General features: G+C 39.9%; 16 protein-coding genes and 2 tRNA genes. 11 read left to right on the top strand and 7 right to left on the bottom strand.

Going from position 1 to position 26,372, the window contains the following annotated elements; all coding sequences use genetic code 11:
• Positions 1–56 precede the first annotated feature (56 nt).
• The 5 genes from ACKPEB_RS20155 (at position 57) to ACKPEB_RS20135 (ending at position 8,178) form a co-directional block, all read left to right on the top strand.
• Positions 57–1,652 (top strand): efflux RND transporter periplasmic adaptor subunit, encoded by a 1,596-nt coding sequence (locus ACKPEB_RS20155; protein ID WP_408966782.1) that lies wholly within the window; start codon positions 57–59, stop codon positions 1,650–1,652.
• A gap of 35 nt (positions 1,653–1,687) precedes the next feature.
• Positions 1,688–4,936: an efflux RND transporter permease subunit gene (locus tag ACKPEB_RS20150; protein ID WP_408966781.1), complete on the top strand. Its 3,249-nt coding sequence runs from the start codon at positions 1,688–1,690 to the stop codon at positions 4,934–4,936.
• 306 nt (positions 4,937–5,242) lie between these two features.
• Entirely contained in the window at positions 5,243–5,503 is a 261-nt protein-coding gene (locus ACKPEB_RS20145) for a DUF1830 domain-containing protein (RefSeq protein ID WP_408966780.1), read from the top strand.
• A 956-nt stretch (positions 5,504–6,459) separates the two neighbouring features.
• A complete protein-coding gene (locus ACKPEB_RS20140) occupies positions 6,460–7,554 on the top strand; it encodes a hypothetical protein (protein ID WP_408966779.1) in 1,095 nt (364 codons plus the stop codon).
• A gap of 75 nt (positions 7,555–7,629) precedes the next feature.
• On the top strand, positions 7,630–8,178 hold the full coding sequence (locus ACKPEB_RS20135; RefSeq protein ID WP_408966778.1) for a phasin family protein: 549 nt from the start codon (positions 7,630–7,632) through the stop codon (positions 8,176–8,178).
• 112 nt (positions 8,179–8,290) lie between these two features.
• Here ACKPEB_RS20135 and ACKPEB_RS20130 read toward each other — a convergent pair whose 3' ends face one another.
• A complete protein-coding gene (locus tag ACKPEB_RS20130) occupies positions 8,291–9,487 on the bottom strand; it encodes a M20 family metallopeptidase (protein WP_408966799.1) in 1,197 nt (398 codons plus the stop codon).
• A gap of 141 nt (positions 9,488–9,628) precedes the next feature.
• The gene (locus ACKPEB_RS20125; protein ID WP_408966777.1) at positions 9,629–11,092 is read right to left on the bottom strand and encodes a glycoside hydrolase family 13 protein; all 1,464 of its coding nucleotides are present in this window, start codon (positions 11,090–11,092) and stop codon (positions 9,629–9,631) included.
• A 285-nt stretch (positions 11,093–11,377) separates the two neighbouring features.
• On the opposite strand from ACKPEB_RS20125, the gene ACKPEB_RS20120 reads away from it, so the two are divergent.
• On the top strand, positions 11,378–13,480 hold the full coding sequence (locus ACKPEB_RS20120) for a S8 family serine peptidase (protein ID WP_408966776.1): 2,103 nt from the start codon (positions 11,378–11,380) through the stop codon (positions 13,478–13,480).
• A gap of 8 nt (positions 13,481–13,488) precedes the next feature.
• On the opposite strand, the gene ACKPEB_RS20115 is transcribed toward ACKPEB_RS20120, so the two are convergent.
• Complete coding sequence (locus ACKPEB_RS20115) at positions 13,489–16,002, bottom strand: NACHT domain-containing protein (protein ID WP_408966775.1); 2,514 nt, start codon at positions 16,000–16,002, stop codon at positions 13,489–13,491.
• A 304-nt stretch (positions 16,003–16,306) separates the two neighbouring features.
• Between ACKPEB_RS20115 and ACKPEB_RS20110 the strand changes: the two genes are divergently transcribed.
• The 5 genes from ACKPEB_RS20110 (at position 16,307) to ACKPEB_RS20090 (ending at position 19,864) form a co-directional block, all read left to right on the top strand.
• Positions 16,307–17,596, top strand: a complete 1,290-nt coding sequence (locus ACKPEB_RS20110) for a glucose-1-phosphate adenylyltransferase (RefSeq protein ID WP_408966774.1) — start codon at positions 16,307–16,309, stop codon at positions 17,594–17,596.
• 201 nt (positions 17,597–17,797) lie between these two features.
• Positions 17,798–18,913: a hemolysin family protein gene (locus tag ACKPEB_RS20105; protein WP_408966798.1), complete on the top strand. Its 1,116-nt coding sequence runs from the start codon at positions 17,798–17,800 to the stop codon at positions 18,911–18,913.
• Positions 18,914–18,985: 72 nt separating this feature from the next.
• Positions 18,986–19,067, top strand: a tRNA-Tyr gene (locus ACKPEB_RS20100).
• 66 nt (positions 19,068–19,133) lie between these two features.
• Positions 19,134–19,205: transfer RNA gene (locus ACKPEB_RS20095), tRNA-Thr, on the top strand.
• Positions 19,206–19,387: 182 nt separating this feature from the next.
• Positions 19,388–19,864, top strand: a complete 477-nt coding sequence (locus ACKPEB_RS20090) for a hypothetical protein (RefSeq protein ID WP_408966773.1) — start codon at positions 19,388–19,390, stop codon at positions 19,862–19,864.
• A 259-nt stretch (positions 19,865–20,123) separates the two neighbouring features.
• On the opposite strand, the gene ACKPEB_RS20085 is transcribed toward ACKPEB_RS20090, so the two are convergent.
• From ACKPEB_RS20085 to ACKPEB_RS20070, 4 genes are all read right to left on the bottom strand, one after another.
• On the bottom strand, positions 20,124–20,483 hold the full coding sequence (locus ACKPEB_RS20085; RefSeq protein WP_408966771.1) for a hypothetical protein: 360 nt from the start codon (positions 20,481–20,483) through the stop codon (positions 20,124–20,126).
• Positions 20,484–20,604: 121 nt separating this feature from the next.
• Positions 20,605–21,171, bottom strand: a complete 567-nt coding sequence (locus tag ACKPEB_RS20080) for a transposase (protein WP_408966770.1) — start codon at positions 21,169–21,171, stop codon at positions 20,605–20,607.
• A 262-nt stretch (positions 21,172–21,433) separates the two neighbouring features.
• Positions 21,434–25,417, bottom strand: a complete 3,984-nt coding sequence (locus ACKPEB_RS20075; protein ID WP_408966769.1) for a magnesium chelatase subunit H — start codon at positions 25,415–25,417, stop codon at positions 21,434–21,436.
• 249 nt (positions 25,418–25,666) lie between these two features.
• Positions 25,667–26,372: type IIL restriction-modification enzyme MmeI (locus ACKPEB_RS20070; protein ID WP_408966768.1), on the bottom strand; the 706-nt coding region annotated here is incomplete at its 5' end.

Genomic DNA, 26,372 nt, shown 5'->3' with positions numbered 1-26,372 from the left:
ATCTTCATTTTCTCATGATTCTGCTCCGTAAAAAAGACCTCAATTTTGGTTGAACCATGTCTTATTCGCAATTCCCTAAATCTACCACAAAAGAGCAGGATAAAGAGTGGACTGGGCAGGAAAATCCTGCCATCAAAACCGATCTCCATCCTCAAGCTTTACCTTTAAAAACGGCTACAGAACCTGCCAGTTCTAAACAAAGTGGATTACAAATACTCCTAGTTACCTTAATAGCATTAGGTCTAGGTTTTGTCGGAGGACAATGGTGGCAAGCAACCCCAAAAAATGAGCAAAATCCAATGGCAGACACATCCAAGACTCGCCGAGGAAATGCTGTTAGAATTGCTGCGGTAGAAACGGAAAATTTGTCAGAAACCTCAGAATTTGTCGGAACATTAGAGGCAAAACGGGCAGTCGATATTAAACCCGAAATTGAAGGGCGAATTACTCAAATCTTAGTTGAATCTGGGCAGATGATTCAACAGGGAGATGCGATCGCTCGCTTAAAAAGTGATAATGTTGAAGCCAGTTTAACGCAAACCAAAGCAAATTTAGTTCGCGCTCAAGCTCGTTTAGCAGAATTACAAGCTGGAAGTCGCCCAGAAGAAATTGCTCAGGGACGGGCAAAATTAGCCGAAGCAAAAGCGAGATTAGCAGATGCAGAATCGGGGAGTTTATTAGCAGAAATTAATCAAGCTAAATCTCAAATAGATTCCATTCAAGCTGAAGCAGAATTAGCTCAAAACCGAGTGAATCGATTTGAAGAATTAAGCCGTTCTGGGGCAATTTCTCAAGATGAATTTGATGCTTTAATCTCTCAAAAAAATAGTTCTGATGCCAATTTACAAGCGGCTCAACGTCGTTTAGAACAATTACAAAAAAACCGAAAATCAGAAATTAATTTACGTCGGGCGGTTGTAGAACAGGAAGAACAAGCATTAAGACAATTAGAAAACGGAACTCGGATTCAAGAAATTCAACAAGCGGAAGCTCAAGTCGCAGAAGCCGCCGCACAAGTTCGCAGTATTGAAGTTCAATTGCAAGAAACCGCCATTTTAGCCCCCTTTACTGGCATTGTTGGAGATGTGGATATTAAAGTCGGAGATTATGTCGGTAAAGGGGATATTCTCACCCGTTTAACCACCAATGATCAATTAGAATTACGTTTACCGATTTCCTTAGAACACAAAGCCGATTTAAAAATAGGATTACCCGTGCAAATGGTTGATGCTCAGGGAAAAGTTTTAGCAACCGGACGAATGAGTTTTATTTCGCCGTCAGTTAATCAAGACTCTCAAACGATTTTAGCTAAAGCAACCTTTGATAATCGCCAAGGATTATTTAAAGATGGTCAATTTGTTACGGCTCAAGTAGTTTGGAATCAGAAACAAAATGCCGTTGTCATTCCGATGACCGCCGTTAGATTTCAAGGCGATCAACGCTTTGTCTTTCTTGCAGAAGGACAAGACAAATTAACCGCTAAAAGACAACCGGTTAAATTAGGTTTAATTCAAGGCGATCGCGCTGAAATTTTAGAAGGACTTCAACCCGGACAACAACTCATTATTTCCGGTACACAAAAATTATCCGATGGTGTAGCCATTAATATTTTATCTCCTAATTCTGCACCCAATTCCACAGGTCAACGTTAGAAAGTAGTGATCACTGATAACTCATAACTGATATTATGTTTACAAACTTTTTCATCAAAAGACCTGTTTTTGCGTCCGTTTGTTCCTTGCTAATTATTATTTTAGGAGTGGTGGGTTATACTCGCCTTCCGGTGCAGGAATATCCTAAAATTGATCCCCCTATTGTAACCGTCAGTACCAGTTATCCAGGGGCTAGTCCCCTGGTAGTAGAAACGGAAGTTACAGAAATTTTAGAAGCTCAAATTAATGGAATTGCTGGCATCAAAACCTTAACCTCAAATAGTCGAGAAGGAAGCAGTTCTATTTCTGTACAATTTGAATTAAATCGAGATTTAGAAGTCGCCGCCCAAGAAGTGAGAAGTCGGGTAGCCAGAGGGGCGAGAAGCTTACCCAATGAAGTCGATGAACCCATTGTAGAAAAACGTTCTGGAGATGATGAAAGAATTTTATGGGTTGCCTTATTTTCTGACAATTTATCTCCGTTAGAATTAAGCAATTATGCCGATATTTATATTAAAAATGCTTTAGAAACTGTTGATGGTGTGAATAGTATTTTTATTGCGGGAGAACGCCGTTATGCCATGCGATTATGGTTAGATCCGGTGAAAATGGCAGCCCGTCAAATTACCGCCTTAGATGTTGAACAAGCCTTAAGAAGACAAAACGTTGAAATTCCTAGTGGTCGCATTGAAGGAAAAGAAACAGAATATCCCGTCCGCACCTTGGGAAGATTACAAACCCCCCAAGATTATGAAGACTTAATCATTAAACGCAATGACAATGGAGCGCAAGTTAAAATTAGAGATATTGGACGGGCAGAAATTGGGGCAGAAAATGATCGAGTCATTGCCCGTTTTAAAGGAACTCCTGCGGTTTCATTAGGAATTAGTAAACTTGCAGATGCTAATTTAATTGAAGTTGCGAATGGAATTAAATCTAAATTAGCAGAACTTAAAAAAAGTTTTCCTGAAGGAGTTAGCTATCAAATCGCCGTTGATTATTCCGAGTTTGTCAAACTGGCGATTGAAGAAGTCTGGATCAGCTTGTTAATTTCGATTGGGTTGGTCGTCTTAATTATCTTTTTATTCCTAAGAAATTGGAGAGCCACTTTAATTCCAGCCATTACCATTCCCATTTCTTTAATTGGGGCATTTAGTGTCATGTTTTTTATGGGATTTTCCATTAATACCTTAACCCTATTTGCCTTAACCTTAGCAACTGGTTTAGTCGTGGATGATACGATTGTGGTCTTAGAAAATATCATCCGTTATATGGAAGAAAAACGCCTAGATGCGTTTCCAGCGACGTTTGCCGCCGTGGGAGAAGTTGTTTTTGCCGTGATTGCAACCACAGTGGTTTTAGTTGCGGTATTTGTTCCCGTTGCCTTTGCTGGAGGAGCAACCGGACGATTATTTAATGAATTTTCCTTAACCTTAGCGGGTTCAGTCGTATTTTCCACGATTGTTGCTTTAACTTTAGCTCCGCCTCTTTCTGCTCGTTTATTGCGTCATGAAACCCAGCCCAAGGGATTGATGAAACTGTTATCTTTTCCTTTGGATGTATTTGAATGGGTTTTAAATAAAATTACTAGCATTTATGCTTGGACGCTCCAGATCTTAATGGAAATTAAGCCGGTATTAATCTTAGGATTTATTGCGGCTTTAGGCTTAACATTTTGGTTATTCTTACAATTACCCCAAGGATTTTTACCAACGGAAGATCGAGGACGAATTTTTACTCCGATTTCCGCTCCTGAAGGAGTGAGTTTAAACTATACAAATCGGGTGGTGGAGCAGGTTGAGAAAATTTTCAGTCAAGTTCCAGAAATTGAAAGTTATTTTGCTATTGCAGGTTCTAGTCGGGGAGTATCTCAAGCCAATTCAGGGTTTTCTTTTGCCCGTTTAATTCCCTGGTCTGAACGAACCCAACCCGAACAATCTCAACAATCGATTGTCAAAAAATTATTAGGGAAATTTTCAAGCATTACTGATGCTTTAGTTTTCCCAACCAATCCAGGGGGATTACCTGGCGGCGGTCAAGGTCAACCCATACAATTTGTTTTACAAGGGAATGATTTAGAACAATTGGCCCAAGTTTCTCAAGATTTTGTGATTCGGGCTAGAGATTTACCCGAATTAGTGAATATTGATACTAATTTAAAATTGAATAAACCGGAATTAACCCTTAGCGTTGATCGTTCTCAAGCTGGTAATTTAGGGGTTTCAGTCCAAGATATTGCCCGAACTTTACAAATTTTAGTCGGAGGGCAAGAAATTACTAACTTTAATCAAGGAAATCAACGTTATGAAGTCATCGTTCGGGCTGATGAAAAATATCGAGCCAATCCTGAAGATTTAAAAGAATTATATGTGCGTTCTCAACAGGGAGAAATGATTCCATTGAGTAATTTAGTCACCATTTCCACATCAACAACCCCGCCCCAAATTAATCATTTTAATCGCTTTCGGTCTGCAACGTTAGAAGGAAGTCCAGCACCCGGTGTCAGTTTAGGACAAGCGTTAAAAGCATTAGAAAATCTAGCTCAAGAAATTTTACCGCCTGAAATGCGAACGTCTTACTCTGGAGAATCTTTAGAATTTCGAGAAGCCGGTCAAGCGACTAACTTTATTTTTGCTCTCGCTCTCATCTTTATTTTCCTCACCTTAGCTGCCCAATTTGAAAGTTATATTGACCCGATTATTATTTTATTAGCAGTTCCTCTGTCTTTATTAGGAGCCTTCGGTGCTTTGTGGTTAGCACAACTTGACTTAAATGCTTATAGTCGGATTGGGTTAATTATGTTAATCGGGTTAGCCACGAAAAACTCAATTTTAATTGTAGAGTTTGCCAACCAATTACGAGAACAAGGATTATCGATTCAACAGGCAGCCTTAGAAGCCTGTCGATTAAGATTTCGACCGATTATGATGACCGCATTATCAACGATTTTAGGGGTTTTACCCTTGGCTGTTGCTACAGGTGCAGGGGCTGCGAGTCGGGTCGCCATTGGGATGGCGGTCATGGGGGGAATGTTTGTTTCCACGTTCTTGAGTCTCTATATTATTCCGGTTTTTTATGTAATTGCCACCCGTCTTCAATCCGGTTTGATGAGACATGATTCTCAACCGAAAGATTTAGAAAATGTTGCGCTGTATACAGACAACCACTTTTATTCTCAGGGGAATGGAAAGAGTAATGGTAAGGTTAAGGTTCAGGAGACTCTATCCTATGGAGATTCGTCTACAAAGCCTACACACAGTGCTGATAAAAGCAAAAGTTTATAAAGGAATCTTGTTGACGATTCTGACAACTTTTCCGTTGTTGCAACTCAATTAATAAGTGTATAATTTAGTTAACATAACTTAATTCATAAATGGTTAAGTTATGATGATTCTATAACATCATCAGATTAACAATTCTAATCAGGGTTGCACCGAATCATCGGGAGGAGTCTATCTCATGTCAGTCAAAATAAATACCATTTTCGATTTTTAATCGATGTCTGGGATCTGTCTCCTTGACCTGCATCTTAGCTAAATCGTTAATCTTTTTCACAACTGTCCTTTAAAACTTCACTTTAATAAACCATCATGCAAACCGTCAATTTACCTGTAGAGTCAACTAAGACTGAAATTTTATGCAGTTATAAGAATCCCACCAAACAGGTGCAAGTTCTTCGGATGGAAAGTACCGTTCGCGGATATTTTGAACGGGTTGTTTTTCCAGGAGAATATTGTTTATTTGTTGGAGAGTCTAATGCCGATTTAGAGGTTTATTCCAGTGGAGATCCTACCCGCATTGAGTTAGAAAAAATTCCTTGTGATACGTTGAAAGTTGAAGAAACTGAATAATTTTCTAACTTTGTTGTTAGGAGTTGACACCTTAATTCCCTAATTTCATCATTAGACTCAATCCGGTTCTTCGAGTTTCGTCGCTGAAATTCTTAATCAAAGAACCGGATTTAAAATATTTTCAGATTTTCCCCCATGCTAATATGAAATCTTTGAAATGTTTGCTAAGCATCCGTTCCTTGTAGAGACGTTGCATGCAACGTCTCTACAGGAGGTTTAGGGTTATTAATCTGTAGCATCGATTTCAGGATTTCATATAATCCCTCTTTTATAACTACAGGAAGAGTAAAAGAGGAAATCATACCCTCGCATAGCCAGAGTACCAATAACCGATTATCCTATAGCTATTGCCTATTGCCTATTGCCTAATGTTAAGAAAATTGTAGATAGAGTTGATCAATGTTCGCTGTGAGTATATACTGATTAGCGTCAAAAGTTTAGATAAATTTGGCAATGTACACCATCATATAGAGATTTCAAACTTAATCATAAAGAAATCTCTCTGATGCGTTGTATTAAAAGCTTTTAGAGATTTATCTATAACTAGGGAGTAGACCTGATTACCGCAAGTTGGAGGTTTTAAGGGATTCAGTATAGCGACTCCAAACGCACCAACACGATTAAAACAGTGTTGACTCAAGTTACACTTGAAAACTCTGAGTAGGGGTGGGTCAAAAACTATCCCTCTATAGTGCAACAATTAGCTTTCATAAACTTGAAAAAAGCTTTTGATACAGGCATGAATCCTCATCCAAAAGCTCATTCCGTGACACCGAAATGACCGATACAGCACCGCTTCCACAAACAGAAAATGATATCTAAAGATCGTGCTGATGTGGTTTTATCATGCTGACAATCAAGTCTTTAATTCATTACTAAGGGTCATCACATTTCTCCCTGGTTTTTTCTCTATGAGCTCATGACTGATAATGCACCTAAGTTGAGGATTTTATGCAATGAGTCTGAGAGGCTTAATATTCAATAAAAACCAACTAAAATTCTTAGTCATTCTATGGGTGACGCTTTTGAGCGTTCACAGTGTAGTATGGGCTGATGAAGCAGTACCCAAACTAGAGGGTTATGGAGCAGATTTAAGTCAAACCTCTGTCTCTGGTCTGTCCTCTGGTGGCTTCATGACGGCTCAATTCCATGTTGCTTATTCAGATCGACTGGTTGGAGCAGGTATAATCGCAGGTGGGCCGTTTTATTGTGTCGGTTCCTACGAGACAAATCCAAGTAAATTTTTGCAACAGGCTACCGCAACTTGTAATACTCCTGCAACGGCTTTTGTGGCGCCAGACGGTAAAGGATTATTTAAAAAAGCCTCTCAGTTTGCAGCAGACAAGAAAATTGCTGATCTCAACAACTTAAAAGATGATCGAGTCTACATCTTTACGGGTTCAAAGGATCAAGTGGTTAAAACCGAAGTTGTTGACCAAGTTGCAAAATTTTATCAAGCTGCGGGATTAAAACCCGAACAAATCAAATATGATCGTGATTCGGTTAATGCTGGTCATGCGATTATTGTTCAACAGGGATCAGTGGGTTGTTCAGATACGAACACACCCTATATTAATGACTGCGATTTCATGCAATCTCAGCGAGTTTTGGAACAGATTTATGGAAAATTAAATCCACCGGCTGATCAACCAACGGGTAAGATTATTAAGTTTGATCAGAGCGAGTTTATTCAGGCTAAAAATACAAGTATGAGTAAGGAAGCTTATGCTTATGTGCCAAAAGTCTGTGAAACAGAAAGCTGCAAAGTTCATGTTGCGATTCATGGCTGTGAACAAGGAGCTAAACTAATTGGTAACAATTACTATAGCCTTACGGGTTATAATGAAATAGCCGACACAAATAACATGATCGTTCTATATCCACAGGTTGAGCCTTCAAATGCAACTCCCTATAATCCTAAAGGATGTTGGGATTTTTGGGGATATTCTAGTGCAGATCCGGCTAATCCTGTTTTCTATACCAGAGAATCTCCTCAGATGAAAGCGATTATTGGAATGATCGATCGCCTCGGTGAATCCCGTTCTAAATAACTCAAAAATTTCCTGTGAGATTATTTGTCAGTTGCTAGTTATCAGTTTTTAATTCCAACTCAATGAGGAAAAATTATGGCTACGCAAAATCCTTTCATTCAACAATGGATAGAATTTAACAAGTTAGCAATAGATTCTTTTAAGCAGGTTGCTAACGCCAATGTAGAAGGGACGAATCAAGCCTTAACCAGTGTGATCGATCCCAGTGGAGCCGCCGAACTGACCCAGAGTTATATCACACTGTTTAAAGATCTAGGACAGGTTTACACCGATAGTATTAATAATATCTTCAGAACTCAGGTGGAAGTTATGAATTTACAAACTACATCTGAAGCTTATCAGAATTTCTGGGATATTTATTTGTCTTCGATGAAAGATCTAGGAGAAAAACAAGTAGAATTGATGCAGTTGTACATCAATGCGACCAGTAGTTACTTGAATCAAGTCAATAATGCTAAAAAAGTAGAGGATCTCGGTGCTGTACAAACCAGTGTCTTAACAGAATTTCAAGACAACGCGAAGAAAAATATGGAAGCAACCCTCGGTGTTTTGAATGCTTTGAATCAAGGAATAGAAGTTTGGACAACAAAAAGCCTCAATGCTATGGTAGAGGGTAATAATTAATTCAGTTCCTCGATTTCCATCTAGGGGCGAGGTTCCCTCGCCCTTACGATAATTTGGGAATCAAAACAGTTGTACAATTGATTGAGACTGACTATATAAGGTTTTGTAACCATTAACTCTTTTCTAGGGTTAATATTTTCTGACAATATTGATAGGTAGAATAAGCTAAAGTTACCACTCCGGTGAGAATTGCAGATTCATCAATTTCAAATTTTGGATGATGTAAAGGATAATTTTGTTTGTTTTTGTGTCCCACACCTAAACGAAACATCATTCCGGGTGCATAATCTAAATAAACAGAAAAATCTTCTGCTCCTAAAGACGGTTCAGGTAAATTCACAATTGCTTCAGCACCAAAAGCTTCTCGCACTGTTTCTTCTACAATTTGAGTTAATATGGGATCATTTTGCACTGAAGGCACACCCCGACGATAATTTAACTCATAATTTGCCCCATACATTTGACAGACATTAGCCACAATTTGTTCAATCCAATTAGGTAAAGCTTCGTAGGTTTCAGGATGAAGCGATCGCACCGTTCCTAATAATTTAACTTGATCGGCAATAATATTAGGAGCCCGTCCCCCCATAATTTGACCAATGGATAAAACCACAGGTCTTAACGGATTTTGAGTCCGACTAATCGCCTGTTGTAACATGGTAATTACCTGCGCTGCGATCCAAATAGCATCCTTAGCTTCATGGGGTCGTGCTCCATGACCCGACTCCCCAATAATGGTTAATTCCAAATCATCCGCCGCCGCCGTTAACGCTCCCTGTCGCACGCCCACACACCCGGCTGGAATACTGGGGAATACATGAACCCCCAAAATCGCCGCCACATCCTCCATGACGTTATCATGTACCATCCAGGTCGCCCCTTTAGCAATTTCCTCCGCAGGTTGGAATAAAAACCTCACTTTTCCAGTAAAATCCTGATCTAACTGAGATAGCACCATCGCTGTTCCGAGTCCCAAGGTGGTGTGCAGGTCATGTCCACAGGCGTGCATGACTCCCATCTGTCGAGAAGCATACTCTAACCCGGTTAATTCGGTCATGGGTAAAGCGTCCATATCGGTACGAATAGCAAACCAACGGGACGCCGTAGTCTTTCCCTTGAGTTCTCCGATAACTCCCGTTTTTCCCACCCCTTCTTGAACTTTAATTCCACAGGAAGACAAAACCCCAGCGACATAAGCAGAGGTTTGATATTCTTGACCACTGAGTTCTGGATGAGCATGAATGTGGCGACGAATTTCAATTAACCGAGGTGCTAAAGCAGTCGCAATCTCTTTAATTTTTTCCAGGATAGATGGGGAAGTCTGGGTCATAGGATGCAATGAAATTACCAAATATTTAATTAAAGTCAATTCTTTATTATAGGGTAATTTTCTAATCTCAGGGCATGGTATTTCCATACCCTGACATTGCATTTCTATCCCTGAAGCTCCCTAAGAATTAGCTAAAATTAACCCTTGACGAGGAGGCAAATACACCTCTAATTCTGTTCGATCTTCTTCTTGTTTCCAACTGAATTTACCTTCGCCATAAATCAACCGATTCGGACAGGTTTTCAACTGGGTCACTTTAAAATTAATATGGGCTGGTTCCGTTCCCGAATTGACAAAAATGATCAATTCTTCGTTTTCTAAACATCGAGCAAATCCATAAACAATGCCCTTCGCATATAAGATTTTGTAGGAACCGATGCGTAAAGCTGCATAATGATGACGAATAGCAATCAGTTTTTTATGATAGTCTAAAACATCTTGATGCCAAGACTCTTTCATCGGGAAAGCACGACGACAATCTGGATCAAGCTGTCCTTCTAACCCGACTTCATCTCCATAATAAATACTGGGGGCACCTGGAAACGTAAATAATAATAAGGTCGCTAATTGAACCGTAGCTTTATCGCCACCAGCAATACTAATTAATCGGGCGGTATCATGACTGTCGAGTAAATTCAATTGGGTTAGTTGAATTTCCCAAGGATATAACTCTAATAAGGCTTGAATTTTTTCTCCATATTCTTTAGCGAATAAAGGCGGATAAGGAAAATAAGAAGGGCTTTCGACTAATTCCATTTTAACACGATCGCCTGCGGTAAACGCAATAGTTGGGCCAGCAAATAAATAATTCATTACCCCATCAAATTGAGTTCCATCTAACCATTCTCTGGAATCCCCCCACACTTCTCCCACAATATAAGCTTCTGGATTAATAGCTTTAACTCGCTCTCGAAATTCCTTCCAAAACCCCGGAGTTTTCACTTCAAATGGCACATCTAAACGCCAACCATCAATGCCAAAATCAACCCAATATTCGGCAATTTCCATGATATATTCCCTAACTTCAGGATGATCATGATTAAATTGAGGTAACGCTCGAATTCCAGCCCAACCCACATAATTTGCTGGTTTACTCCCATCATAAGCTGATAACGGCCAGCCTTCAATTTTAAACCAATCTAACCAAGGAGAATGGGGGCCATTTTCTAAAATATCATGAAACTGAAAAAAGCCCCGACTAGCATGATTAAATACCCCATCCAACACAACTTTAATATTGCGTTGATGAGCCGCTTTTAGCATTTCTTCAAACGCCGGATTTCCGCCTAATATGGGGTCAATCTGATAATAATCATGGGTATGGTAACGATGATTAGAAGCCGATTGAAAAATGGGGGTAAAATAAATCGCATTAATCCCTAAATCTTGTAAATAATCTAATTGTTCAATTACGCCCCATAAATTACCTTCTTTATATCCTTGTAAACTCGGTGGTAAATCCCATTGTTCCCAGCGATCAGAACTTAACAATTTTTTGCGCGGAATGGCAGCTTGAGCAAAGCGATCGGGAAAAATTTGATAAAATACCGCGTGTTTGACCCAATCAGGCGTTTGTACAATCATAGAATCCTTATCACTCATCCAAAATACAGTAAAAGCCTCTATCCTATTTAACCTCTGACTTTAGATCTAAATTTTGGCAGCAATTCTAAAGTTAAGCAAAATTTCACAAAATTACTTCATTTAACTTAACGAAACTGAGCCGGGACATTTGTAAGTTTAGCTCTAGTTATTGTTACTTAAAAAGATCAAGCCCTCATCAAATATTGAATTTTCCTTAAGGCATCCTAAATTTCTCACTTATCCATGATAGGTTAAAAACCAATCATTGGATTTGCACCCAGAGGGATGAATGACTTAAATAGTAAATTACCATCCATTGTGTATGCGGAAGTGTCCGTCCATTCCCAAGGCGGGGTTTCCCTATTCCAATCCTCAGAACAAATTACCCATGAGAATATTAGTCAATTTTATTCTCATCCTCAACAGGTTAATTTAGCGATTCAGCGTCTACAAGCAGAAGGATTTGAAGTTTTAGAAACCGGACGAGTTACTCTCAGTATTGCAGGTTCTATTGACCTGTATGAGCGGGTTTTTAAAACAAAAATTGTTGCTAAAGACCAAACCGTTATCAAAGGAGGAGGATTAGAAAGTATCGGTACATTTTTCGATACTCCCGATACTGGTATGCTCGGTTTTGTTGATCCGTCTTCTAGTCCTTTATCCGATTTAATTGAAGGAATTGCCTTAAATGAACCTGTTTATTATACCGATGTCGGTTTACCTTCAGAATCTCCTCCAAGTCCGTCCTATTGGCATTTAATCCCCCAAGATATTGCCCATAAACTCAATGCAGTAACGGCTCATCAACAAGGAATTAAAGGTCAAGGCATTAACGTTGTCATGGTCGATTCTGGATGGTATCGTCATCCTTTTTTTGCCCGGAATGGATATCAAGGTAAAGTTATTTTAGGGGCCGGATGTATTAATCCCGAAGTTGATGAAAATGGACATGGAACTGGAGAATCTGCTAATCTATTTTCTGTGGCTCCTGAAATCAATTTTACGATGATCAAATGGAACTTCAAAAATTCCATTGCTGCCTTTAAAAAAGCGGTTGCTTTGCGTCCTGATGTTATTTCTTGTAGTTGGGGAAGTAGCAAACAATATGCGCCTTTATCCGCCTATGATATTGCCTTAACTGCTAATATTGCCGATGCAGTTTATCAGGGAATTATTGTTGTTTTTTCCGCCGGAAATGGACATTGGGGATTTCCCTCTCAACACCCAGATGTCATTGCGGCTGGAGGCGTTTATATCAATTCCGAGGGCAAATTAGAAGCGAGTAATTATGCCAGTGGTTTTAGCAGTAACATCTATTCGGGGCGAACTGTTCCTGATATTTGTGGGTTAGTGGGAAAGAAACCCAGGGCGGCTTATATTGTCTTACCTGTTCCCCCAGGAAGCACGTTAGATGCAGCTTTTGGTATACCCGGCATTCAACATCCTGACGCGGATGAAACGTCTTCAGAAGATGGTTGGGCAGCTTTTAGTGGAACATCCGCCGCAGCGCCCCAAGTGGCGGGAATTTGTGCGTTAATGAAGCAAGTTAATCCGCAATTATCGCCCCAACAAGCGAAAGAAATTTTGCAACAAACCGCCATTGATGTAATTGCAGGAAATTGCAATTCTGCAACGGGAGGACATTCGGCTAAACCCGGATTTGATTGGGCAACGGGAAGCGGTTTAGTTAATGGGTTTGAGGCGGTAAAAACAGCACAAAAATTAGCAAGAGGAGAAATAAAAAGACAAAATCAAAATTTTCAAGTTCGAGATGCACACCCAGTTTCAAAACATAAAAATATTAAACCAGTGGAGGGATTTATGAATTTTTCTGTTGATATTCAGTCTAACGAACAGCTTACCCAAAAATTGAATAAATTAGATATTAAGTGGCAACTTGACCAAAAACTGCAAGAGCTTCTAAAGGCTGCTCGCCAGAAGGATGCCGATATCCCTTATCTGGAAATTGATCAAATCAGCTTTACCATACGCTCTCCAAAAACTAATGTTGTTGCTGCACTGAAACAAGAAATTGAAGAAGTGAAAAATAGCATGAAAAATGTAGGAAAAATCAACATTCCTCTGTCGGCTTTAGTCGCGGCTGAAAGTCTATTAAAGATGGGTCAAGCCGATGATTTTGTAATTGAGTTTCTGACAGAAGTATTGGAAAAAGCTGATCGCCCAATAGCAAGATCCCGTGCAATTAAAGCGTTAGGAGAACTGAGTTCCTGTGGTTGTGGTTCAAAATCCAGTAATCCTAATGAGGATGATGAACTGATGGTACGATGCAGTGACGGTACATCTGCGGAGTGTAATATAAAAGAAAATGGAATTTGGAATGCGCGTTGCGGACGAACGCTCATTCCATGTACCCCACCCAATAGATAGAGAAAAACTTAAATCTTTGAGTTGGAGCCTGAACTTGTTCTCGTATCAAGTTCTAATAATACAAACTCAGGGATTTTTGCAGCTTTATCGTTAGCTAAACAACAATCTAGCACTGCTAATAGCAATCCTTTAATCATTTCCGGCGTACCTTGTTGTATATCGGCTTGAGCAAAAAATTCATGCCATAACTGCTCATTATTACCGCAATGTTCTACAACAAACATAGCCGCTAGGTACTCAGCTAAAGGATCAAGCACAAAGCGAATTTCAGTGTAACTAGGAGGAATAGTTTGGATGATGCAGAGACGATTTTCTAAATATTTGAGACGGACTTCTGCATCATCACTCCCTAACGCTTTAACAACAGTCTCTTTTAACGCTGTTGTCGGTCGATACGTTTGTTTTAGACATTCCCAAGCAATAATTTTAACATCCTGATGAATCTTAGAGTTTTCTGGATGATCACCTGATATATTCCCATTAATTCGATTTAAGTATTCTAAGATTAAATCAGGGATGTTTTGAGGAAATTCATCAATATTTCCTCCCGTTTTAACTGAAATAATCTGTTCAATAAAAAGTTTAGCTAACAGCACTGTAACATCTCTTTTATCGGCAATCATCAACAGTCGATCACGGGCATTAACTAATTCTTGATCTTTAAAGATATCGTGTTTTCCCCGTTGAGTAATATAAGCTTGCATAAAAGGTAATAGGCGATCTCGCTCAACTCGCATCGGTTGAAGTATCGTTTTATTCACTCCACCTAATGATTCCTCCATCCGTGATGTTACAATCAAAGCATTAACAGGAAATCCGGGTAATTCAGGACGAATTTGTTCGCGGGTTGGTGAACTCATTTCTGAGAAGTGATCCACAATTACCAGTAAACGTTGTTGAATCAGAAGTTGTTCTAAAAATTCTTCAGAAACCGGCTTCTGAGCATCGACTAAATTTTTCAATAAACCTCGGATAACCTCAAGAAAAACCTGTTTTCCTTCAGCAACTTTAACATCAAGTTCCTGTTCAACTAATATTGGCAGCATCCGATGTTTACACAGCCGTTTTTCAGGAACATCTGACATAGCCCAGCGTGCAATTTGACAGGCAAGACTTGTTTTTCCTGAACCCCCTTCACCCCAAATTAAAAGACATTCTTGTTGTTCACTAAATTTAGCTTGCAATTCCTTCGCTGTCAATTCCGCTATATCAATACCATCTAAAATGACTGGGATGGGAACATAAATACTACGCTCTTTAACCGTTGTTTTTTTGTCAAATTCTTTACGAGCTTTACCTAAATTATCTTTAACCCATGCGTCTAGTACCCTGGGGTGGTAACAAGACCGAAATAAAAGCAACCTTAATAAATCTGAAATTTTGAGATTTCCTAGAAAACTTGGTAAGGGAATATCGGTATAGCGCTGTAGAATATCATTACACCTTAACAGCCACAAAGGACGTAACCACAGAGACATTAAAACAAAATATAGCCAAGATATAATGATTAATATTGGCACGGATTCTTGAGGTTTACTGACTATCCAATCCAGTATAATTTTAGGTTCTACCGAGTCGGGTATATTATCAATATTATTGATGGCATAATTTAAAGAGTCTTTGGCTTGGGTGATATTTGATCTTGATTTTTGATCTTCACTACTATAGTTTTGATTCAAATAATCTAAAGCATCTTCCAAACCTTCTTTAGCATTGGACTTTTCTTCTTTTGTTAAGTTAGATGATTTTATTGATAATTCATCTCCTGCATAACGCAATAACGTAATTACCTCTTGTGTTATTTCTTGATCTTGTTGGTCTAATAATTGTTTAAAGGTGGTAATTGCGGTTTTAACGTCTCGACCACTACTTGCAAGAGCATAAGCAGCACCTAGTCGTACTTGCCAATCATTGCTTTTAGTTAATGCAACTGATCTCACGTCTACTAGAGCCTGTTGTAAATCTGAAGAATCAATTTTACGAAGTAGAAAATAGATAGCGCCAGCAGCGCGATAACGAACACCTTTGTTATTATCTTTCAGGGTATTTAATAAAATTTTAAGTGTCTTCTGTATTTTCTCTTGCGGTGCAATCTTGCTCAAAACATCAATAGCATAAACACGCACTAACTGATCAGGGTGACTGAGCAACTTATGATCAATGATTAAATTAGTAATATAATCAGTTTGTTGAGGCAGAATTTTAGTAGTTTGTGCAATTTCTGATAAGGCTTGGAGTACAGAGGCAATAACTTCAGGATTGTTATTATTTTCTAATTCTTGAATTAAAGTATTAACAACATCAGGAATTTTGCTTAATTGGCTAATAGCTTCTTGATCATTATCAGTATTATCATCCATCAACATCTCAATCGGCTCTTTAATTCTCGGATCAACCTGAATAGCTTCTTGCTTAACGTTCTGTTCCGCCAACCCTGCACTCGACAACAATAAAGGTAAAGAAACCCCGACTACAGCCACTTTAATTGCCTGAGAAACCTTATGCCAATATGGGTGCATCATAAATCCTCTGTTCTGAATCAAAATTGATTCTGTTTATTCTGGTATAACCTTAATTATTCAAAACAATTCCCGATTAATCCAGCAAAAAAATATAAAGAATTATCAACAACGATGCAAGTAGAAACGATTCAATTCTCAAAATTCAATCCCCGTTGAACAATTCCTTGGTCATTGTTATTCCGTCCTGTTAACTTACCCCTAACCCAAACTTAAGACAGGTTTTGCTTCTCCCCCCTTGTCAAGAGTACCGTACAGTCGGACACTGGACTTGGGAAGACTATTGGCAGTTGAGAGGTAATTTTTTGTGAAACGAGTTTTAGCAATCATTCTCGGTGGCGGTGCGGGTAGCCGCCTGTATCCTTTAACCAAAATGCGGGCCAAACCTGCGGTGCCCATTGCGGGGAAATATCGGTTAATCGACATCCCCATTAGTAACTGTATTAACTCCGAAATCCTCAAAATCTACGTTTTAACCCAGTTTAACTCAGCATCCTTAAACCGTCATATTGCTCGTGCGTATAACTTCTCTGGCTTTGATGATAGCTTTACGGAAGTGTTAGCCGCCCAACAAACCGCCCAAAATCCTAACTGGTTCCAAGGAACAGCAGATGCGGTGCGTCAATATTTGTGGCTGTTTAAAGAATGGGACGTTGATCAATATCTGATTTTATCCGGTGATCATCTTTACCGCATGGACTATCGACAATTTGTCCAACGTCATTTAGACACCAATGCAGATATTACCCTTTCGGTATTACCCATTGACGAAAAACGCGCCTCTGATTTTGGGTTAATGAAACTCGATCACTCAGGACGGGTGGTGAGTTTTAGCGAAAAACCCAAAGGAGACGCCCTCAAACAAATGCAGGTTGATACCTCCATGTTGGGTTTATCGGCTGAACAGGCGAAAGAAAATCCTTATATTGCTTCGATGGGGATTTATGTCTTTAACAAAGATGTCTTGATTAAGTTGTTAACTGATAATCCTGAACAGACCGATTTTGGTAAAGAAATTATTCCCAGCGCCTCTGGTGATCATAATGTTCAAGCCTTTTTATTTAAAGACTATTGGGAAGATATTGGAACCATTGAAGCCTTTTATAATGCCAATATTGGTTTAACTCAACAACCACAACCTCCCTTTAGTTTTTATGATGAAACGGCTCCCATTTACACCCGTTCTCGTTACTTACCTCCGACAAAAATCTTAGATTGTCACATTACTGAATCCATTGTTGCTGAGGGTTGTATTCTCAAAGAATGTCGCATTGATCATTCAGTTTTGGGGTTACGTTCCCGCGTGGAAGCTGGATGTGTGATTGAAGATACCCTGCTCATGGGTTCAGACTTTTATCAACCGTTCTCAGAACGTCAATCCGGCTTACAGGAAGGCCAAGTGCCGTTAGGTATTGGGGCTAATACTTTAATTCGTCGAGCCATTGTTGATAAAAATGCTCGCATTGGTCGCAATGTTAAAATTATCAACAAAGACAATATCCAAGAAGCAGAACGAGAAGATTTAGGATTTTATATCCGCAGTGGGATTGTTGTTGTTCTTAAAAATGCAGTGATTCCTGATGATACCGTGATTTAAGGCTGCTACGAAAATAAAACTTAACCCATTGTATTCAGAGGACTTCCTGAAAATCAGGAGTCCTTTCTTGTATAGATTCCTGTTCAAAATTGGCTGACGGCAATGACAATGCTCTACAATCAAAACAGTTTTTTTAGATAATTTTATTCTGTTGTGTTGACAACTTTTCCATCTGAATTCTTATTTGCCCTTGCGGAAGCGATGCCTTTACTGGGAAATGTTGGGCTAGATATTCTGGTTCTGGCATTCATGCTGGTTCTCTCTGCCTTTTTCTCCGGTTCCGAAACCGCTATTACCGCTCTTGATAATTTAAAACTGCGAGCTTTAATTAAAGAACAAGGTGATCCGAATGGAATGTATACCTTGGTTTTAGAAAAACGGGCAAGATTTATCACAACGCTGTTAGTCGGAAACAACTTGGTGAATAATTTCTCTGCCATTCTCACCAGTAATTTATTTGCCATCTGGTTAGGGAATGCAGGAATTGGAATTGCAACGGCTGTTGTTACCTTTTTAGTGCTAATTTTTGGAGAAATTACACCTAAATCCTTTGCGATTAACAGCGTTTTACCTATTTTTAAAGCGGTTGTTCGGCCGATTTATTGGTTATCGATTGTTATGTCTCCAGTGATTGTTTTATTAGAAACAATTACTCAAAGTATTATCCGTCTGTTTAGCCCAGGTGGAACCCAGCAGGGATTATCGGTGCAAGATTTACGACTGATGATTGAAATTTTAGGCGGTCGAGGTCAGTTAGACTGGCAAAAACATCAACTCTTGAATAAAGCCTTGATGATGGATTATTTAATGGCGCGAGAAGTCGTTAAACCGCGAATTGAGATGCGAACGATTTCCCATCAAGCCACTTTACCCGAAGTGATTGAGTTATGTTTAGAAACCGGATATTCGCGGATTCCTGTTCAGGGAGAATCCAAGGATGAAATTGTGGGGATTGTCCATCTGAAACGGGCGTTACAATTAGCCCATACCCATGAGGAGGAACGCAACAGCATTTCTGTCACCGAAGCCATGAGTCCTCCGGTTTACGTTCCCGAAACCAAACGAGTCGGGGATTTACTCAAGGAAATGCTACAACAGCGCATCCATCTTGCCATCGTGGTTGATGAATATGGCGGAACGGTGGGGTTAGTCACGTTAGAGGATATTTTAGAGGAGTTAGTGGGGGAAATTTATGATGAAAGCGATTTCCCTAGCCGCACTCAACGTCCTCGCACGGCGTCTCCTCGTTCGAGCCGAACAATAGAACAATCCCGCAGATTCCCTAACCGTCAGCGTTTTGAGCCTCCGTCTTCCTGATGAAAAAAAATTTTTCCAAAACCCCTAGACATTTTTTGAGATTGTGCTACTATATAAAATTGTTGAATAAATGGGTCGATGCCCGAGCGGTTAATGGGGGCGGACTGTAAATCCGCTGGCTACGCCTACGCTGGTTCAAATCCAGCTCGGCCCACCTCTAAAATTAACACTTAGAGATTAGGAACTCTTAAATCTTAAGGTTCAGTTCTTAATTTTTTTTGCCCGTGTAACTCAGTGGTAGAGTACCTCCTTGGTAAGGAGGAAGTCACGAGTTCAATCCTCGTCACGGGCTTTTTATAAATATTGATTACATTTTTTACTATAGCACTACTTTAACAGGGAACAGGGAACAGTAAGAAGTGAAAGGGTTTGCTGGATTCAAAAATGTCCTAACCCATCATGCGTAGCGCTATATATTAAGCTTTAGTTATACTTAAAATCCCAGTTCTGCACTCAGTTCATGACAGATGTTTTATGTTGCCAGATCGGATTCTCTCTTTATTATTAGAAAAATTAGCCAATGGAATTTATCTTTTATATAAGAAAAGTTATGAACCTGAAAGATTATCAGGTAACACTTTAGCCATATTTAAACAATTTAAAAGTGCTTATGACTCCAAAAATATCAATAGTTTTAAAAGTCTAATTTCAAATAATTATACAGGCAATTTTGGATACAACAAAGCAGAACTGTTGATTTTAATGGATCAATTCTTCCAAAGCTTTCCGCCATTGCTTAATCCTAACTTAACAATATATATCTTTCAAATTATAGAAGATAGTAATAGTATCTTTAAAGCTGTAATTCAATTCAAAACCCATTTATCCTTTACAATTGTACCTATTCGTTCCCTTGAGTTGGGCGAAGCCTATATTGAAATTACCCCAGAAATACCTTATGGAATTTGGAAAATTTCTAAAATAGAGATTCTTGAACATCAGTTGAAATAATTTTAGGGTGGGTATGCTTACCTGATTCTAGTGGATGGAAAAAGCCATTATTGTGATGAAGAATCTTATTCAAAAATCTTGAAAGAAGATCGAGATTTACGCAAAAAAGAATGGGAAGTCTTCAGAATAAGTCACTGGGATATAGAAAAGCGAGTTAACGATCTTTTAGAAGAGTTAATAGAGGCAGAGCCTCAGTATAGTATTCCCAGGCGGGAGCCTGAGAACCAGAAAATAGCAAAACTTAAGCCAGAAATCCGGTTCATTGGAGGGGTTGGTGGGGTTTTAAAGCCTCAAAAATAACCGATAACAGACGTTTCTGAATGGCGGGAGTTCTCAACACTTTTTTGTCCGCAGAAAACGGCTGCAACCCTAGCAAAACGACATCATATTTAGTTCCAATCTCCAACCCACTCGCCTCAAAAATCGGTTCGTATTCAGCAGGAACTGGGATATTTTCAATCCAATATTCACCGTGAATGGTTTGACTGTCAAAAAACGCGATGCCGAGATTACCTTCTTTGTAGCGAAAAAACTTAATTTTTCGGACTTGGCGTTCCTTGGCTCCGACCAAATCTGATACCAGATCGGCGGCTCCGAATATTTTATTCAGATCGAACATAAGTTAAACCCTCTATAGTCGTCGGTTAATACTAAGTAGCGATCGCATACTGCTATAATAATAGCAGTATTCGTTAATCCAAATTTTGTAAACTCTAGCAAAAGTATCTATTTATATTTTATCACATCCACAAATTAGCAGGATTATCTTGATCTTCATTCCATTTGGCAGGATTATTAACAATATATTCCTGAATCTTAGCTAATGATTGTTCATCTCGAATGATATGATCATAAAATCGAGGTTGCCATGCAAAATTATCGTAACCATTTTTACGGCACCAACGGGTTACAGAAGATTTATAAGCATTAATAATAGCTTGTAAGGAACCTGGTTTTAAGGGTGCAAATTTGTTAGATTCATCCGTCCCTTGTAGAGACGTGCCATGGCGCGTCTCTCCGTATTCTTCGTTCTGCGATCGCTCAATAACAATAATCCCATGTACATGATTAGGCATAATAATATAAGCATCTAGGTAAACATCCTGAAAATGATTCGGAATGTCTGACCAAAATTTATTGGCAATTTCACCAATAGCAGAAAATTGAATATTACCGGAAACGATATCACCAAAAAACCACAGTTTATCCTTTGTGCAAATGGTAACAAAATACCAGCCATTGGCAGCATAATTATGATGAGGTAATCGTGTAGATTCAATCCGATATTTATTTTTATATAATGTCATCGTTGTCCATCCTACATTTATTCTTACCCTACATCACGGCTATATTTCCTAAACCTAGTAGAGACGAGCCACGGCGCGTCTCTCTCTTAAATTAATATTTATATCAGATCACGGTGGTGTTCCCTAGATCTCGTAGAGACGAGTCACGGCGCGTCTCTCTCTTAAATTAATATTTATATCAGATCACAGTAGTGTTCCCTAGATCTCGTAGAGACGCGCCATGGCGCGTCTCTACAGGGGGTTATAGATTGTTTAAAGGGTTTTATTCAATCCCTTCAATCCGGTCTTCAACTTCTTGGTATAACTCGCGCAGACGATCTAAATTCTCTTCGCTAGTTTCCCAATAGCCACGACCATTCACCTCTAACAACGTACTGACAATCTTACGGAAAGAATGGGGATTTAAGTTCATCAAACGTTTCTGCATTTCTGCATCTTCAATAAACGTTGTATTTACATCCTCATAAACCCAATTATCAACCGCACCCGCCGTTGCACTCCATCCCATTGTATTAACAAGGCGCTTAGAAAGTTCCCGCACCCCTTCATACCCATGAGATAACATTCCTTCATACCATTTCGGGTTTAATAACTTGGTACGAGCATCCAAACGAACGGTTTCTGATAACGTCCGAACTTGAGCATTTGCTGTTGTTGTATCCGCAATATAAGAGGCTGGTTTTTTGCCATCCTTGCGTAAACTAGAGATTAATTTGGTTGGGTCAGAATCGAAATAATGGGACACATCCGTTAAACTAATTTCCGAAGAATCTAAGTTTTGGAACGTTACTTCTGCGGTTTTTAACGCCGACTCAAAGATATTTCGATCTTGTTCCATTGTCCCCGGATTATCAGAATTAAAAGCAAAAGATTTGCGTTTCAAATACATTTCTTGTAATTCTGATTCCTGTTCCCAACTGCTATTTTCAACGGCTAAATTCACGTTAGACGAATAGGAACCCGACGCATTTGTAAACACCCGTGTTGCCGCTTGTCGGACAGAAACCCCTAATTCTTTCGCTTGTTCTAAAGCGTGTTTGCGAACAAAATTCATTTCTAAGGGTTCATCTGCTTCTGCTGCCATTTTCACGGCTTTATCTAACAGCGCCATTTGGTTAATAAATAAGTCGCGGAACACCCCAGAACAGTTGATCACCACATCAATACGCGGACGTCCTAACTCTTCTAAGGATAGTAACTCCAACTTATTCACCCGTCCTAACGCATCGGGTACGGGTTTAACCCCCACCATCCACATGACTTGGGCGAGAGACTCCCCATAAGTTTTGATGTTATCGGTTCCCCAGAGGACGACGGAGATGGTTTCCGGGTAATTTCCACCATTTTCGATCTTTTGCCGTTCTAACAGCCGTTCTACGACGATTTGGGCGGACTTGACGGCGGCGGCGGTGGGGATAGACTGGGGATCGAGGGCGTGCATATTTTTGCCCGTCGGTAACACATCCGGGTTACGGATGGGGTCGCCTCCTGGGCCGGGTAAGATGTATTCCCCTTCTAAGGCGCGCAGCAGGGAACCTAACTCGTTATCGGCGCAAACCTGTTGTAAGCAGAACTCCAAATACTCAAATAACGGTTTAATGGGTTCGGGGTCAATTTTGGTGTAACCCAACTGATACAACACTTCAACCCAGGGCTCTTTTTTGCCCATATTGAAGAAATTGAGTTTGGAAACTAACGATACCCGTCCTTCGGCGTCGGTTTGTTCATGAACTAACGCACTCACCGCCGCGCGGGTGGCTTCGGTGATTTTCTGCAATAAGTCCACATCCCCTAACACGCCTAAGTTGCTATTGCGATACAGTTCTTCAATATCGCGGTTAAGGCTATTGGCAATAATGCGGGGTAAACTTTTTAAGCCTTCTTCTTCTCGGTCAATACTGGCGATATTAACTAAGGTGGCGATCGCTTCTTCAGCCGTTGGCGGTTTACCGATGACGTGCAACCCGCAAGGTAACAACCGCGACTCAATTTCCATTAACCGCCGATACACTTGTCCGACAATAGTATCTCGTTCTTCTGCGGTTAATTCCGAGGCATCTTTTTCAGGTAAAGTGACATCTTGGTCTAAATTCACCAAACGGCACTTATCCACAATGGTATTCACAATTGCCACACCCCGTCCGCTATCTTTTAAGGTTTGATAAGACCCAATTAATTCATTGAGTTCTTGCAATCCTTTATATAAGCCAGCGTTCTCCGCAGCCGGAGTTAAATAAGAAATGGTTTCGGCATAACTGCGACGTTTGGCGATGGTGGCTTCGCTGGGGTTATTGGCGGCGTAGTAATACAAGTTAGGAATACTACCGATTAAATTATCGGGGTAGCACTCTCCCGACATCCCCATTTGTTTTCCGGGCATGAATTCTAATGATCCGTGCGTGCCGAAGTGTAACACCGCGTCCGCTTGCCACACTTGTTCTAAATAGGTATAGTAGGCGGCGAAGCCATGATGGGGACTGGCTGACCGAGAGAACAATAACCGCATCGGGTCGCCTTCATAGCCGAAGGTGGGTTGAACGCCGATGAACACATTCCCGAACTGTTTTCCGAAAATCAATAAATTCTCGCCATCGCTGTTTAACGTTCCAGGTGGGGGCCCCCAATTTTCATTTAAGCGATCATAATAGGGGGTTAACCGTTCATATTCAGCCACGGACATCCGATAGGCAATATTCAGTTCGGGGCTTTGATATTGGGCGGTGGCGTCGTGGATAACTTCCTGCATCAGTTTCTCGGCGGACTCTGGCAGGTCTTGAACGTCGTAGCCATTCCCTTTTAAGGCTTTGAGCACTTCATAAATAGATCCGAACACATCCAAATAAGCCGCTGTCCCGACGTTTCCTTTATCCGGGGGGAAACTAAAAACGGTAATAGCAACTTTTTTGTCTAATTTGGGTTTTTTCCGCAGATTTGCCCATTTTAACGCTCTTTGAGCGATCGCTTCAATTCTATCTTGTAAGGCAATAGCTTTTCCCGTTGCTCCATCCCGTCCTGAAATAATAATCGGTTCAATAGCACCATCCAGTTCAGGAATAGCAATTTGCAGCGCCACTTGGATCGGATGTAACCCTAAATCGCTTTCTTCCCATTCTTCAGTGGTTTGGAAGACTAGAGGTAAGGCCACCATATAGGGACGGTTTAACCGTTTTAATGAGTCTATCGCTTTTGGGTGATCTTGTCGAGCGGGGCCTCCGACTAACGCAAACCCGGTTAAGGAGACAATAGTATCGACAATAGGTTGGGGTTGAATACCTTTGGGGGGGTTATCCCAGAAATATTCATCAATGGGTTTAGAAAAGTCTAACCCTCCTGCAAACACGGGTAACACTCGTGCTCCTAACGCTTCGAGTTCCTGTACCATTGCTACATAATGGGCATCATCTCCGGTGACGAGGTGTGTCCGTTGCAGCACTAAGCCGACACAGGGGGCGAGAGGATCTTTTTGGTCGTTGGAAATATCGTCGCGGCTATTATACCACTGAATATAATCTTTAGCATCCTCGAACATTTTCGGGGCCAGGGGATGCCAAATACCCATATCGGGATAGGTTACGGGGTCAGCAAATTGCAGTTTTTCTTTACCCGTAAACACATATTTTGACCCTAACATCAGCAGGAAGTTTTCCAAGTTTTCGGAAGATCCTCCTAACCAATATTGGAAGGATAACATAAAGTTGCGAGCGTCCTGGGCTTTGTCCATCGGTAGATATTTCAGGACTTTGGGTAAAGTTTGCAGCAACTTCAGCATCGCATCTTGGAAAGATCCCCCAGACTGTTCTTTCCGTTTTTTCATAAACTGGGCGATGGCACTTTTGCTTTGTCCCAGTTGCGCCATGGAGAATGTCCCCATTTTGTTGAGGCGCATGACTTGAGGCATGGAGGGGAAGACCACCGCCACATCGAGTTGATCTCGATAGGGGGTTACAGCCTCAACCAGTTTATCGGCTAAATCTTCAATAAAAATCAAGGAGGCGATAAAAATATTCGCGCTTGATAAATCTTGTTTAAAACTTTCGTAATTTTCGGCAGATCGTAATTCTTCGATCAAATAACCGCTAATTTCGATCGCCACATTGGGGTTATTGGCGTTAATGGACTGAACTGCCGCTGATAGGGCGCTTTGATATTGCGCTTCTAGCACCACATAAACGACTTTCATCAGTTGTCGCCCGTTCAGGTTCTCTGGCTTGATGTGTCTAATCGTGGGTTTTACATAAGTAAACATATTTTAATCGGTTCCTTTTTCGTCTGCTCTCTCTTCAGGTGATCGGCTATGGGCATCGCCAGATCATTAGGGCTTACCTTTGAGTATTGTTACCAGAAAATGGGCGTTCTGGGCAAATTTGCCCCCCATTTGCAACAATTCGACAAGAAAAATGTAATTTTTTTTCATATTTCTTGACTTTTTGCACGTTTTAATTCTCAGAAAAGATTATCAATAAGCTAGGGGAATTCATGTTTTTTTGGGATTCCTTCAAAAATCAGGAGCCACAGCACCCAGAACCACTTCTCCTCGTTTTTCTTTTTCGGCGCATTCCTGATTTAACTCTAAGAGTTTTTCTAAGAGATTATCTTCTTGTTTAAAATCATAAGCTTCCCTAACCAACTGATCGAGTTTTTGATGCAATTTATATAATTTAGAGGCAGGTTCAGGGTAATATTGATTATACAGTTGAGTTATTCCCCAGCCTTTTTTCTGCATTTCTTGACTCCGATATTCCTGTAAGTCAATCGCTGTTTTTCTAATTTTTTCTACTATCTTTTGATCCGGGTTTTGAGGAAAGGGAAAGGTTTCAAAACAAGTTGTATTAGTATACCTTGTCCGATCTTCTAATGTAGAACTTTGTGCCTTTACCCAAATTCTATGAAGGTTTGATGTTAATATTCCTAAAATATAATAATCATCTGATGCTACTATCATAATAGAATTGTTGGATAAATATTTACATAAAACAGGCATAAAAATAAACCATTTTGAATGTGCTGGAATAGCCAAATAAAAAGATTTATTATTGATAGCTTTTCTCATTTCGGGACGTTTTTCACCAAACTTCCACCAATTTAATTTAGTTGTTTTTCTTCTATTTTTATCTCTTTCTGGTTTCACATTAATTTTAATATGTTCCAAAGGTAATTGATAATTACTGGCATCCTCTAAACTCATATCATTAAAATCAATA

Source organism: Planktothrix sp., from assembly GCF_046067725.1.
In the GTDB taxonomy this organism is placed as follows: domain Bacteria; phylum Cyanobacteriota; class Cyanobacteriia; order Cyanobacteriales; family Microcoleaceae; genus Planktothrix.
The sequence above is the reverse complement of the archived record's forward strand: the minus strand, read 5'-3'. Positions and strand labels throughout refer to the sequence as shown.

Excerpts from the sequence above, each read along its gene's own strand:
- ACKPEB_RS20155 (WP_408966782.1), top strand. The coding sequence starts at position 57 with ATGTCTTATTCGCAATTCCCTAAATCTACCACAAAAGAGCAGGATAAA.
- ACKPEB_RS20150 (WP_408966781.1), top strand. The coding sequence starts at position 1,688 with ATGTTTACAAACTTTTTCATCAAAAGACCTGTTTTTGCGTCCGTTTGT.
- ACKPEB_RS20145 (WP_408966780.1), top strand. The coding sequence starts at position 5,243 with ATGCAAACCGTCAATTTACCTGTAGAGTCAACTAAGACTGAAATTTTA.
- ACKPEB_RS20140 (WP_408966779.1), top strand. The coding sequence starts at position 6,460 with ATGAGTCTGAGAGGCTTAATATTCAATAAAAACCAACTAAAATTCTTA.
- ACKPEB_RS20135 (WP_408966778.1), top strand. The coding sequence starts at position 7,630 with ATGGCTACGCAAAATCCTTTCATTCAACAATGGATAGAATTTAACAAG.
- ACKPEB_RS20125 (WP_408966777.1), bottom strand. The coding sequence starts at position 11,092 with ATGATTGTACAAACGCCTGATTGGGTCAAACACGCGGTATTTTATCAA.
- ACKPEB_RS20120 (WP_408966776.1), top strand. The coding sequence starts at position 11,378 with ATGAATGACTTAAATAGTAAATTACCATCCATTGTGTATGCGGAAGTG.
- ACKPEB_RS20115 (WP_408966775.1), bottom strand. The coding sequence starts at position 16,002 with ATGATGCACCCATATTGGCATAAGGTTTCTCAGGCAATTAAAGTGGCT.
- ACKPEB_RS20105 (WP_408966798.1), top strand. The coding sequence starts at position 17,798 with ATGCCTTTACTGGGAAATGTTGGGCTAGATATTCTGGTTCTGGCATTC.
- ACKPEB_RS20090 (WP_408966773.1), top strand. The coding sequence starts at position 19,388 with ATGTTGCCAGATCGGATTCTCTCTTTATTATTAGAAAAATTAGCCAAT.
- ACKPEB_RS20085 (WP_408966771.1), bottom strand. The coding sequence starts at position 20,483 with ATGTTCGATCTGAATAAAATATTCGGAGCCGCCGATCTGGTATCAGAT.
- ACKPEB_RS20080 (WP_408966770.1), bottom strand. The coding sequence starts at position 21,171 with ATGACATTATATAAAAATAAATATCGGATTGAATCTACACGATTACCT.
- ACKPEB_RS20075 (WP_408966769.1), bottom strand. The coding sequence starts at position 25,417 with ATGTTTACTTATGTAAAACCCACGATTAGACACATCAAGCCAGAGAAC.